The sequence below is a fragment of the Streptomyces sp. NBC_01296 genome, from assembly GCF_035984415.1.
Lineage (GTDB): Bacteria > Actinomycetota > Actinomycetes > Streptomycetales > Streptomycetaceae > Streptomyces.
The window spans coordinates 7,144,596-7,157,001 of the sequence record NZ_CP130720.1 but is presented as its reverse complement, the minus strand read 5'-3'; the positions used below and the strand labels follow the sequence as shown (position 1 = coordinate 7,157,001).

Below are 12,406 nucleotides of genomic sequence, written 5' to 3'. Positions count from 1 at the left end.
CTGCCATGGACACCACCTTCCCGCCGATCACACCGGGCCACGTCCACCGATGGGGCGGAGCCGGCCTGGTCGTGGCCCATCGCCCGGGCCGGGGGCGGGCAGCGCCCGTCTCACCGGTTCTCCCGCCGCACCTCTCACCGGCCGAACGGCGCGTGGTCCACGCGCTGCCGGCGTGGCGGCGGGCCGAGTGGGTGGCCGGCCGTGTGCTCGCCAAGCGCCTGGTCGGCGAAGCAGTCGGCGCACCGGAGGACGACGTGGAGATCCTCCCGCGTGACGACGGCAGTCCGTACGTCGTCGTCGGCGGCAGCCCGATGCCGGCCGTGAGCGTCTCCATCAGCCACACCGCCCGGCACGTCGCCGCGGCCCTCGCACCGGGGCCGGTCGGAGTCGACCTGTGCGGGACGCAATCGGCGGCCGCGGTCCGCCGGGTCGGGGCCCACGCCTTCTCCCCCGCGGAACTCGCCCTGATCGGTACGGACCGGCCCGATGTCCTGGCCGGCGCCTGGGCGCTCAAGGAAGCCGCGGTCAAGGCCGACCGCAGCGGCATCTTCGGTGACGCTCCGCGGCGCGTCCGGATCACCGGCCTCGAGCCTCCCGTACTCAGCGGACGGCGCCGCGCGATGGTGTGGCAGGCGGGGGACGCGGTCCTCGCCCTCGTCCTCGCGCACCCCGCCCCGTCACCGAGCGTCCCGACAGCCCTCTCCTCGGGGCCGGCCGACTGAGCGCCCCCCTTGGCAGCACTGCGTTGGTGCTCCCAGCCCCGCCGGATCATGCTTGTCAGTGGAGCGCCTGGCCGTGCAGGGGTTGCCGTGGGACGGCGGCAGAGGAACTAGCGAGGGCGAGATGAGCGGCGATGGAGCAACTTCCCAGCTTTCCTGGTGAGCGGCCGGGGGAAACGAACGCCCCCCTCGAGTCGGCATACACGGCCACGGCCACCATCAGCGAGCAGGGCATCGTGACGGAGTGGGGTGAGGACGCCCGTCGGCTGCTGGGGTACACGTCGTCCGAGGTCGTGGGGGTGCCCGCCGCCGAGCTGCTCGCCGACGGCCTCGGGGGCGATGCGGCCCGGCTCCCGGCCGGCCAGGAGCGGTGGAGCGGCACGGTGGCGCTGCGGCACCGGGACGGCCGCCGGGTGGAACTGGGACTGCTCGCGCACCGCCGGACGTCTGCCGGCGGGACCGCCCGGTGGCTCGTGGTGTCCGCCGTCACGAGCGGGCCCGGCACGCCCTGGGGCGAACCGCTGAAGGAATGGGCGTTCACCCAGTCCCCCTGTTTCCTGGCGGTCTTCGATGCCGGCCTGAGGCTGATCCGGGCGAATGCGGGCATGGAGCGCACGCTGTCGCTCACGGAAGCGGAGATGCGCGGGCTGCGGCTGCCGGAGATCGCCCCTGATCCGGTGAGCGACGAGACCGAGCGCAGGATGCGCCTCGTCCTGGAGACCGGTGAGCCGCAGTACCTGGACTCCTTCGTCCGTTCCGCGAGTGCGGGCGCGGAACACGGCTGGGCGACCTCGCTGGCCCCGGTGTGCGATCCGGACGGCCGGGTGCGTGCCGTGTCCCTGGCCGCGCACGAGAGGACCGTGAGCGAGCCTGAGCGGCAGCGGATCCTCGTACCGGACGTCGCGGACGCCCGCATCGGCACCGCCCAGGACACCACCCGCACCGCGCAGGAGGTGGCCGACGTCGCGGTCCCCCGGCTGGCCGATTTCGCGTTCGTCGACCTGCTGGACCCTCCCCCGCGCGGTGACGAGCCGTCCGCCGGCCCCGCCTCGGGGCCGGTCACCGTGTGCCGTACCGCCGTACGGTCGGTCCTCGAAGGAACCCCGGAATCCCAGGTCGCGATCGGCGGGACGACCAGCTATCCGCCGCTGTCACCTCCCGCGGAGTGCCTGGCCACAGGGCGCGGCGCCGTGTACGGGCCGACCGACCCGGCCCTCGCCCAATGGGTGGCCGAGGACGAGAGGGCCGCCGCGTGGATCAGCGAGTACGGGACGCACTCCGTCATGGTGGCGCCGCTGCGGACCGCCGGTCTCACCCTCGGCGTGGCCGTCTTCGGCCGCCACCGGCGCAGTGAGCCCTTCCAGCCGGAGGACCTGCGGCTGGCCGAGGAGCTCGCGACCCGGGCGGCCGTCAGCATCCACGAGACGCGGGGGGCCTCCCGGGAGCACACCACCACGATGACCCTGCAGCGCAGCCTGCTGCCGCACACGCTGCCCACGCAGGCGGCGCTGGAGATCGCCTCCCGCTACCTCCCCGCAGGTACCGCGGCCGGCCTGGGCGGCGACTGGTTCGACGTGATCCAGCTGTCCGGCGCACGAGTGGCCCTGGTCGTGGGAGACGTCGTCGGCCACGGCATCCGCGCCGCCGCCACCATGGGCCGGCTGCGCACCGCGGTCCGCACCCTGGCCGACGTCGACCTGCCGCCCGACGAGCTGCTCACCCACCTCGACGACCTCATCATCCATCTGTCCGCCGACGAGGCGGACGGGGGCGCCGTCGGGGAAGCCGCGGGAGGCATCGGCACCACCTGCCTGTACGTGGTCTACGACCCGGTCACCTGCCGCTGCACCGTCGCCCGGGCCGGCCACCCCCCGCCCGCCGTGGTCTCCCCCGACGGCTCCGTGTACCTCCTCGACGTCCCGGCCGGCCCGCCGCTGGGTCTGGGGGGCCTGCCGTTCGAGACCGTCGAGGTGGAGCTTCCCGAGGGCAGCATCCTCGCCCTCTACACCGACGGCCTGCTGCAAGCCCGCGAGCACGACATCGACGAGGCCCTGGACAACATGTTCGCGGCCCTCACCCGCCCCGCCACCACGCTGGAGACGGTGTGCGACCGCGTGCTGACGGCCCTGCTGACCCACCGTCCCGATGACGACGTCGCCCTGCTCGTCGCCCGGACCCGGGCCCTGCACTCGGACAAGGTCGTCGTCTGGGACCTGTCCTCCGACCCCGCGGTCGTCGCCACCGCCCGCAGGAGCACCACCGACCAGCTGACGGCCTGGGGGCTCGAGGAGGCCTCCTTCGTCACCGAGCTCCTGGTCAGCGAGCTGGTCACCAATGCCATCCGCTACGGCGAGCCGCCCATCCAGCTGCGGCTGATCCACGAGAACAGCACCCTGATCTGCGAGGTCTCCGACACGAGCAGTACGGCTCCGCACATGCGGCGCGCCCGGACCTTCGACGAGGGCGGGCGGGGCCTGCTGCTGGTCGCCCAGCTCGCCCAGCGCTGGGGCACCCGGCACGCCCCGGTCGGCAAGACCATCTGGGCCGAGCAGTCCCTCATCGGTTTCTGAAGGCACCGTGCACTCCGTGGTGGTGCGGCGTGCGCGGCACTGCAGGCGGGCCCTGTCACACGCCTGTGACAGTCGACGGACACCGTCGTGAAGGTGCGAGCGCAGGATTTTAAGCAGGACAAACCGGACATTCGATTACATGTCCACCTGCTTTCGAGGGCGCGAGCAGAGATGACCGATCCGATCCGTCGGAGGGAAATCCCATGAGCCTCACCCTCACCACCCCGCAGACCGAGACCACCGCCCTCTCCCTCGCCCCGCGCGAGCAGGAGGCACTGGGCCACATCGCCGCAGGCCGCACCTACCTGCAGACGGCCCGCCACATGGGACTCTCCAAGCACACCGTCGACGCCTACCTCCGCCGCATCCGCGCCAAGCTGGGCATCAACAGCACCGCCGAACTGACCCGAATGGCCATCTCCCTCGGACTGTGACCCCCCGCAGCGATCCGCTCGTACGGAGCGCAGTTGCCTACAGCGCGCCGGGCGGGCGCGCGAAGACCGGCCGGGCCCAGGTCGGAGGATCCGGTGTCCGCGCCGGATCCTTCGCTCTGGTCCCGGTCGGCCGCGCGTCCGCCCCGGACGGGGGATCGGCGAGCCGGGGAACGCCGGTCGCGGTGGCGACGCGCAGGGCGGCGACGAATTCCAGGCAGGAGTCGTAGCGGTCCTCGGGGATCTTCGCCAGGGCCTTGGCCAGGACGTCGTCCGCGGCGGGCGGCATTCCCGGCCGCCGCTCGGTCAGGGGAGGCGGGGGGTCGTACTGGTGCGCCCACAGCAGCGCCGCATCCTCGTCGCGCTCGAAGGGCGGCCCGCCCGCGAGGGTCTCGTACACGACGCAGGCGAGGCTGTAGAGATCGCACCTGCCGTCCAGCGACCGGCCGGAGATCTGTTCCGGGGCCATGTAGCCGAGCGTGCCGAGGAACTCGCCGGTGGTGGTGATCCCGGTGGCCGACCGCGCGTTCTTCGTCAGCCCGAAGTCCGTGAGGTAGACGTGTTCGGGGTGCTCGCTGTCGGTGCCCGGGGCGATCAGGATGTTGCCGGGTTTGACGTCCCGGTGCACCAGCTCGTGCTCATGGGCCGCATCGAGGGCCGACGCCACCTGCGCTGCGATGCGGACGGCGGTCGCCACGGGGAGCGGACCGTCCCGGTCCAGCATGGCCCGCAGGTCCAGGCCGGAGACGTAGCGCATGGCGAGGTACAGGACGCCGTCGGTCTCACCCGCCTCGAAGATCGGCACGATGTGCGGGTGGTCGATCGACGCGGCGACACGTGATTCCCGGGTGAAACGGCGCCGGAAGGTTTCGTCGCGGGCGCGCTCCGGGGCGATCAGCTTCAGCGCCACCATGCGGTCCAGGTTCAGGTCCCGCGCGCAGTAGACGACGGCCATGCCGCCGCGGCCGATCATGCGCTCGACCCGGTAACCCGCGATCTGCTTCCCGATCAGGCCGGAGGGTCGGCCCGCGTAGAGGCTCAAGTCCGATGCCGTGCCCATCAGGCACCACCCTCACCCGGCCGACCTGGCGACGGCTCGCCGACGCGGCGGGCCGCTCTTTCCTACCGGAAATTCTATCCAGCGATCCACCCGAGCGCCCGGCCTATCAAGATCGGTTCTCTGCGTCAAGCCACGTGTTCGAGTGGCGTGACGCATGTTCTCGTATCGGGTTTATTTGAAGTACGCCCTCACCGGGGATCTCCCGGAGACGGTTTACCAGCCTTTTCTTGTTCCGAATGGAGAATTCCCATGTCTGAGCGCTTTTGGACCCGTCGCATCTTCCTGGCCGGAGCTTCCGTCGCACTGGTCGGTGGTGGCATCGCCCTGCCGGCGACCGCCATGGCCGCACCGGCCGCCGCCCCGCAGCAGGCCGTCAACCTCGTCCAGGACGACAGCGCCGACGGCATCGGCACCGGCGGCGACGCCAACGCCGAGAACACCACCGTCGGCGGCGAGGCCACCGGCGGCAACGCCGACACGGGCGTCGGCAACTGCAAGGGCAAGTGCGAGATCAAGACCGGCAACGCCACCGGCGGCAACGCCAGCGCCGACGCCGTGAACACCGGTGACGCCACCGCGGTCGGCGGCGACGGCACCGGCACGGGCGGCCAGGTGAACAAGCAGAACATCAAGCTGCAGGTGAAGGAGAACCTGAAGCAGAAGCTCGGCAATTGAGAGCTCGGCAAGCAAGAGCAGGAATTCGCCCCCGCACCGCGGACGCCGGAGAGGCCCACAGCCTCTCCGGCGTCCGCATGTCAGGCGGGGCTCGGATACACCCGGGACTGTTTCACGCTGCCGAATGCGAAACTCGACTCGATCGACGCGATGCCGGGGATTGCGTGGATCCGGTGGCGCACCAGGGCCTCGTACGCCTCCAGGCTCTCGATGACCACCCGGAGCAGGTAGTCGCTGCTTCCGGCCATCAGGTAGCAGTCCTGGATGTGCTCGATGACGGCGACGTGCTCCTCGAAGACCCGGACCGCCTCCATCGTGTGCCGATCCAGCCGTATCCGGACGAAGACCGTGATCGGCAGGCCGAAGGCGACCTGGTCGACCATGGCCGTGTAGCCGCGGATCAGGCCGGCCTCCTCCAGGCGCCGCACCCGGCGCAGGCAGGGCGACGGGGACAGCCGGACCCGGTCGGCGAGGTCCTGGTTGGACAGCCGTCCGTCGGCCTGCAACTCACGGATGATCTGCAGATCGACTGCGTCCATCACCACTCCTTGGCAGATTCTGCCCCAAACGTATGCCGGAGAGGCAGAACTGGCAATCGGCTGCCCCGGCAAAAGATCTAGCGTTGCTGCATGGCCGAATCCGGCCCCTGAGGCTGGAGGAGCCCCCTTGGTCACCACGAACGCCGGGCCCGCGACGGCGCCCCCACCGGCCCGCGCCACAGGCCGCTTCGGGCTCTCCCCGCAGGCCCAGGGCACCCTGGCCCTGGCGGTGACCGTACTGATCTGGGCCGCCTTCGCGCTCAGCGCCCGGGCCCTGAGCGCCTCCTCCCTGCTGCCCGCCGACGCGGCCCTGCTGCGCTTCGGCGTACCGCTCCTCGTCCTGGCGCCCGCGCTGTGGCGGCGCCGCCGGCGGATCGCGGCCGTGCGCCCGGCCGCCGCGCTCAAGATCGCCTGCGGGGCGGGGGTGCCGTTCTTCCTGGCCGCGATGTACGGCGGCTCCCTGACCTCGGCGGCGTTCGTCGGCTCGATCGTCCCCGGGATGGTCCCGCTGTTCGTCTCCGCACTGATGGTCGCCGGCGGCCGCGGCGCGCCCCGGGGCACGCAGGCGGCAGGGCTCGGGCTGATCGCGGTCGGCGTGGTCGCGCTGGTCTGGCGGTACGTGGTCCCGCTGAACACGCAGGTGCTGGCAGGCGCCGGCATCCTGCTCGTCGCCAGCGGGCTGTGGGCCCTGTACACCGTCGGGCTGAAGGAGGTGGACCTCGATCCCGTCGGATCGATCGGCCTGCTGTGCCTTCCCTCGTTCGCGGTGATGGCCCTGCTGGTCCTGACCGGGGTGCTGCCCACCGGCCTGGCCTCGGCGGCGGGGAGCGACATCGCCCTGTTCCTGGTGGTGCAGGGGCTGGGCGTCGGCCTGTGCGCCGGCCTGCTGTACGCCTTCGCCATCCGCAGCCTCGGCGCGGAGCGCAGCTCCACCGTGGGCAGCCTCAGCCCGGTCGCCGTGGTGCTGCTCGCCGTTCCCCTGCTCGACGAGTCGCCGACCGCGGCCGTGCTCGTCGGCGTCCCCCTCATCACCGCGGGCGTCGTCCTCGCCAACCGGCGCCCCCGTGCCCGTACCCGCCCCCAGTCCGAGGTTCCCGTCCATGCTTGAGCTCCTCCTGCCGCCGCCCGTCGACCCGCTGTGGGACCTGACCGAGGCGTACGGCGCCGACGCGCGGCCCGAGCGCCTGAACCTCGTCCTCGGCGTCTACCGCGACCAGACGGGCGGCACCCCCGTCATGGCGGCCGTCCGTGAGGCCGAGATACGCCTGGCGGAGCGCTCCGCGTCCAAGGAATACCGGGGGCTCTCCGGCAACGCCGGCTTCAACCGGGCGATGCTGTCGCTGGTCCTGGGCTCCGGCGGGGCGGCCGAGCGGGCCGTGGCCGTCCAGACGGTCGCGGGCAGCGGCGCGCTGCGGCTGCTGGCCGATCTGATCTGCCGTACCCGGCCGGGCACGACGGTCTGGATCAGCGACCCCGCGTACGTCAACCACCGGCCGATCCTGGAAGCCGCCGGGCTGACCGTGCGGACGTACGGCTGGCTCGACGCCGAGGGCCGCTTCGACACGGCCGGCATGCTGCGCGACCTCGGGCAGGCGCGGCGCGACGACGTCGTCCTGCTCCAGGGCTGCTGCCACAACCCCACCGGGGTCGACCCCTCGGCGCAGGACTGGGACGCGGTGGCCGAGCTGGCCGAGCGCGCGGGCTGGGTGCCGTTCGTGGACCTCGCGTACCACGGTCTCGGCGACGGGCTGGAGGCCGATCTGGCGGCCACGCGGCTGCTCGCGGAGCGGGTGCCGGAGATGCTGGTCGCCATCAGCTGTTCGAAGAACTTCGGGCTCTACAGCGACAGGACCGGCTGCGCGGTCGTGCTCGGTGCATCGCGCCAGTCCCTGCGGCACGTGGAGACGGCCCTGCAGAACGCGGCGCGCACCCTCTACTCGATGCCGCCGGAGCACGGCGCCGCGGTGGTGACGACGGTCCTCGAGGACGACGGGCTGCGGGCCCTGTGGCGCGCGGAGCTGGACGGGATGCGGGCCCGGATCGAGGACAACCGCAAGGGCCTGACCTCCGAGCTGAGCGCGCTGGGCTGGGGCGCGCAGGCCGATGTACTGGCGCGGCAGAAGGGGATGTTCTCCATGCTGCCGCTCACACCGCGCCAGATGCTGCGGCTGCGCAGCGGGTTCGCGATCTACGGGACGACCGCGGGGCGGATCAACATCGCCGGTATCCCGGCCCACCGCATCACCTGCCTGGCGCAGGGCATCGCGGCGGTCCTCGGCGAGGACGCCGAGTAGCGCCCACGACCGGGTGCCGCCGCGACCGACCTGGTCGGCGGCGGCACCCGGAGCCTCCCCCACAGGCCTCACGCCACACCTGACATTCCATCAGGTCATCTGTCCCGGACTCTTGACTCTGCTCGCACCAGTCGCGATTCTCATCGCACTGCCTGCGCGGGACATGACAATTCACCGGCTCTCTCCGACGGTCTGCGTCCTCGACCGCGCCATCCGCCTCCCGATGACGTGAGTGATGACCATGACCCGAGCCCCCCGCACCAGGCGCAGGCCCCTCGCGCTGCTCGCCCTGCTCTTCGCCATGGTGGCCATGGCCCTCGGCCCCGCCCCCGGCGCCGCCGCCGAGGGCGATCCCGGCTGGTGGAACCCCGTCGTGCGGCCCGCGCCCGACTCCCAGATCAACGTGACGGGCGAGCCCTTCAAGGGCACCGACGCCCAGGGACAGGTACGGGGCTTCGTCGACGCCCACGACCACATCATGTCCAACGAGGGCTTCGGCGGCCGGCTCATCTGCGGCAAGGCGTTCTCCGACCTCGGCGTCGCCGACGCGCTCAAGGACTGCCCGGAGCACTACCCCGACGGCACACTCGCGATCTTCGACTTCATCACCAAGGGCGGGGACGGCAAGCACGACCCCAACGGCTGGCCGACGTTCAAGGACTGGCCCGCCCACGACTCCCTGACCCACCAGCAGAACTACTACGCCTGGATCGAGCGCGCCTGGCGCGGCGGCCAGCGCGTCCTCGTCAACGACCTCGTCACCAACGGGGTGATCTGCTCGGTCTACTTCTTCAAGGACCGCAGCTGCGACGAGATGACCGCCATCCGCCTCGAGGCGCAGAAGACCTACGACATGCAGGCCTACATCGACAAGATGTACGGCGGCCCGGGCAAGGGCTGGTTCCGGATCGTCACGGACTCCGCGCAGGCCCGCGACGTCATCCAGCAGGGCAAGCTGGCCGTGGTGATGGGCGTGGAGACCTCCGAGCCGTTCGGCTGCAAGCAGATCCTGGACGTCTCCCAGTGCAGCAAGGAGGACATCGACCGCGGCCTCGACGAGCTGTACCGGCTCGGCGTCCGCAGCATGTTCCTCTGCCACAAGTTCGACAACGCCCTGTGCGGGGTCCGCTTCGACGAGGGCGCCCTGGGCACGGCGATCAACGTCGGGCAGTTCCTGTCGACCGGCACCTTCTGGAAGACCGAGCAGTGCACCGGCCCGCAGCACGACAACCCGATCGGCCTGGCGGCCGCGCCCTCGGCGCAGAAAGAGCTGCCGGCGGGCGTGTCCGTCCCCTCGTACGCGGCCGGCGCGCAGTGCAACAGCCGCGGTCTCACCGACCTCGGTGAGTACGCCGTGCGCGGCATGATGAAACGCAAGATGATGCTCGAAGTCGACCACATGAGCGTCAAGGCCGCGGGCCGGGCCTTCGACATCCTCGAGTCCGAGTCCTACCCGGGCGTGATCTCCTCGCACAGCTGGATGGACCTGGGCTGGACCGAGCGCCTCTACAAGCTCGGCGGGTTCGCCGCCCAGTACATGAACGGCGCCGAGGGGTTCAGCGCGGAGGCCGCGCGCACGGACGCGCTGCGCGACAAGTACCACGTGGGCTACGGGTACGGCACCGACATGAACGGGGTCGGCGGCTGGCCGGGCCCGCGCGGCGCCGACACCCCGAACCCGGTGAAGTACCCCTTCCGCAGCACCGACGGCGGCTCCGTCATCGACAAGCAGACCACCGGGCAGCGCACCTGGGACCTCAACACCGACGGCGCCGCGCACTACGGCCTGGTCCCCGACTGGATCGAGGACATCCGGCAGGTCGGCGGCCAGGGCGTCGTGGACGACCTCTTCAAGGGCGCCGAGTCCTACCTGCACACCTGGGGGGCGTCGGAGCAGCACAAGGCCGGGGTGAACCTCGCCGCGGGCGCGCCCGCCTCGGCCAGCTCCGCCGAGTGGAACCCGTTCGTCAGCTACGCGCCCGGCCGGGCCGTGGACGGCAACACGAGCACCCGCTGGGCGAGCGACTGGAACGACGACCAGTGGCTCCGGATCGACCTCGGTTCCCCCGCCCTCGTCAAGCGCGTCACCCTCGACTGGGAGCGCGCGTACGGGAAGTCGTACCGGATCGAGGTCTCCACGGACGACGTGAACTGGCAGACGGTGTGGTCCACGACCTCCGGTGACGGCGGCCTGGACACGGCACAGTTCGCCGGCGTTCCCGCCCGCTACGTCCGGGTCCACGGGGTGGGGCGCGGCACGCAGTGGGGCTACTCCCTGCACGAGGTCGGCGTCTACAGCGGCTGACGGCGCCGAGGCGGCGGCCGGGGCCGGTCGGATCGGATCCTTCGATCCCGCCGGCCCCGGCCGTCCGCCGCAGTACGCGAACGAAGGGAACCGAATCCGCATGGCACGGATGCCGTTGGCGCAGCGGCGCCGGCAGCTGACGGAGGCCGCGATCCGCGCGATGACCCGCGACGGCGTCCCCAGGACGACGACCCGGTCCATCGCCGCCGAGGCGGGCGTGTCGCTGAGCGTCTTCCACTACTGCTTCGACTCCAAGCAGGCGCTGCTCGAATCCGTCATCGAGACGATCACCGAGCACTACCTGACGGTGGTGAAGGAGGCGATCCGGCCCCGCACCACCCTCCGGGAGAGCGTCCGGGCCGGATTCCAGGCGTACTGGGACCACGTCTGCACCCATCCCGCCGAGCACATGCTCACGTACGAGCTCACGCAGTACGCCCTGCGCGAGCCGGGGTTCGAGCATCTGGCCCGGCGGCAGTACGAGCTGTACTGCGCGACGTACGCCGAGCTCATCGAGCAGGTCCGGCTCGGCATGGACTTCGAACTCCGCGTCCCCGTCCCCGTACTGGCCCGCTATCTGGCGGCGATGACGGACGGGCTGACCCTGAACTTCCTCGTCCTCGGCGACGCCGCCGCGGCGGCGGAGATCCTCGACATGGTCACCGACCACGTCGCGGGCCTGGTCCACGCCGAGCGGCTCCTGCCGCACTCCGCCGGCTCCCCCGTCTGAGGGCCCGGCCCCCGCACGGCACCGGTGAGGGGACCGGCCCTCACCCGAGGAACGGGTGGGATTCCGGGTGGGCGTTCCACCAGGTGCGGTGGAAGGGGTTGTTGTCCACGTTGGCCAGGTACGCGCCGGCCGCCGCGCGGTAGAGGGTGTCCGCCTGTCCGGCGGAGACCGACGAGCGGTTCCAGGCCAGGCGGATGCGGCCCGTGATCGGGGTGCCGAGCAGCGGGCGCATCACCGTGCCCTCCACCGCGGGGGCCGTGGGCTGGGTGAGCGAGATGGCACGGCCCGCCGCCACCAGGTCGTGGCGCATCTTGCGGTCGGTGATCCGGTAGCGCAGGGAGGGGACGAAGCCGGCCTTCGCGCAGGCCTCGACCAGGGCTTCGGGACCGCCGTCGTCGTCCTCGACCAGGGTCATCCACTGCTCGTCGGCCAGTTCGGCGAGGTCCAGGACCTCCCGCCCCGCCAGGGGGTGCCGGGTGGACATCCGGATGCAGAACGGCTCCTTGGGCACCAGGGTCCGGGCCAGGACCCCCTGGGGCAGTACGACCTCGTGGTCGTTCACCTCGCCGTAGACGATGACGTCGTACCGGCCCGCGCCGAGCATCCGTACGAGCGCGGTCACCGAGTGCTCCACGTCCACGGTGATCTCCCGCCCGGACAGGGTCAGGTCCGTCCGCGTGAGCAGGCCGTCGATCAGGACGAGCAGGATGCAGCCGAGCCGCAGCGGGGCGTCGGTCGCCATGGCGCGGGTCTCGGCACCGAGGGTCTCCATCTCGGTGAGCACGCGGCGCGCCTTGGCCAGGACGAACTGGCCCAGCGGAGTGGGCTCCACCCCGTGCCGGCCGCGGACGAAGAGCTCGCCGCCCGTGACCCGTTCGATCCTGCGCAGCTGCGCGGAGAGCGCGGGCTGGGAGACCCCCAGCCGGCGGGCCGCGCCGCCCAGACTGCCGGACTCCGCTATCTGGCACACGGCTTGCAGATGCCTCAACTCCAGCTGCATTCGGGCAGCTTACGCAGCGTGACCCCACGGCACCATAACGCGGGTCTTATGCGCGCAGAGATGTCCCAATCTCGCCATGTCCA

Annotated in this window: 11 protein-coding genes; 8 read left to right on the top strand and 3 right to left on the bottom strand. The window is 71.7% G+C overall.

The features are described 5' to 3' along the window. Positions 1-5 precede the first annotated feature (5 nt). From OG299_RS32725 to OG299_RS32715, 3 genes are all read left to right on the top strand, one after another. Positions 6-722, top strand: coding sequence for a 4'-phosphopantetheinyl transferase family protein (locus OG299_RS32725; RefSeq protein ID WP_327363403.1), 717 nt, complete (start codon positions 6-8; stop codon positions 720-722). Positions 723-853: 131 nt separating this feature from the next. Further along, positions 854-3,289 carry a SpoIIE family protein phosphatase gene (locus tag OG299_RS32720; RefSeq protein ID WP_266631531.1) on the top strand — a complete coding sequence of 812 codons (2,436 nt, stop codon included), beginning with the start codon at positions 854-856 and terminating at the stop codon, positions 3,287-3,289. Positions 3,290-3,492: 203 nt separating this feature from the next. Next, the gene (locus OG299_RS32715; protein ID WP_266636629.1) at positions 3,493-3,723 is read left to right on the top strand and encodes a response regulator transcription factor; all 231 of its coding nucleotides are present in this window, start codon (positions 3,493-3,495) and stop codon (positions 3,721-3,723) included. A gap of 37 nt (positions 3,724-3,760) precedes the next feature. Here the strand turns inward: OG299_RS32715 and OG299_RS32710 are convergent, their stop codons facing one another. Continuing rightward, positions 3,761-4,780, bottom strand: coding sequence for a serine/threonine-protein kinase (locus OG299_RS32710; RefSeq protein ID WP_327363402.1), 1,020 nt, complete (start codon positions 4,778-4,780; stop codon positions 3,761-3,763). A gap of 249 nt (positions 4,781-5,029) precedes the next feature. Here OG299_RS32710 and OG299_RS32705 point away from each other — a divergent pair, with 249 nt between their 5' ends. Next, on the top strand, positions 5,030-5,455 hold the full coding sequence (locus tag OG299_RS32705) for a hypothetical protein (protein WP_266631527.1): 426 nt from the start codon (positions 5,030-5,032) through the stop codon (positions 5,453-5,455). Positions 5,456-5,535: 80 nt separating this feature from the next. On the opposite strand, the gene OG299_RS32700 is transcribed toward OG299_RS32705, so the two are convergent. Continuing rightward, positions 5,536-5,994 (bottom strand): Lrp/AsnC family transcriptional regulator, encoded by a 459-nt coding sequence (locus OG299_RS32700; RefSeq protein ID WP_327363401.1) that lies wholly within the window; start codon positions 5,992-5,994, stop codon positions 5,536-5,538. Between the two features lie 127 nt (positions 5,995-6,121). Here OG299_RS32700 and OG299_RS32695 point away from each other — a divergent pair, with 127 nt between their 5' ends. The 4 genes from OG299_RS32695 to OG299_RS32680 all read left to right on the top strand — a co-directional run bounded on the left by OG299_RS32695 (position 6,122) and on the right by OG299_RS32680 (position 11,323). Beyond that, on the top strand, positions 6,122-7,102 hold the full coding sequence (locus OG299_RS32695) for a DMT family transporter (protein ID WP_327363400.1): 981 nt from the start codon (positions 6,122-6,124) through the stop codon (positions 7,100-7,102). Further along, entirely contained in the window at positions 7,095-8,288 is a 1,194-nt protein-coding gene (locus OG299_RS32690; protein ID WP_266631521.1) for an amino acid aminotransferase, read from the top strand. Before OG299_RS32695 ends, OG299_RS32690 begins: the two co-directional genes overlap by 8 nt. Before the next feature lie 301 nt (positions 8,289-8,589). Next, positions 8,590-10,593, top strand: a complete 2,004-nt coding sequence (locus OG299_RS32685; RefSeq protein WP_442817603.1) for a galactose-binding domain-containing protein — start codon at positions 8,590-8,592, stop codon at positions 10,591-10,593. A 100-nt stretch (positions 10,594-10,693) separates the two neighbouring features. Next, positions 10,694-11,323, top strand: a complete 630-nt coding sequence (locus OG299_RS32680) for a TetR/AcrR family transcriptional regulator (RefSeq protein ID WP_266631519.1) — start codon at positions 10,694-10,696, stop codon at positions 11,321-11,323. A 40-nt stretch (positions 11,324-11,363) separates the two neighbouring features. Here OG299_RS32680 and OG299_RS32675 read toward each other — a convergent pair whose 3' ends face one another. Beyond that, positions 11,364-12,323, bottom strand: a complete 960-nt coding sequence (locus OG299_RS32675; protein WP_266631516.1) for a LysR family transcriptional regulator — start codon at positions 12,321-12,323, stop codon at positions 11,364-11,366. Positions 12,324-12,406: the final 83 nt, after the last annotated feature.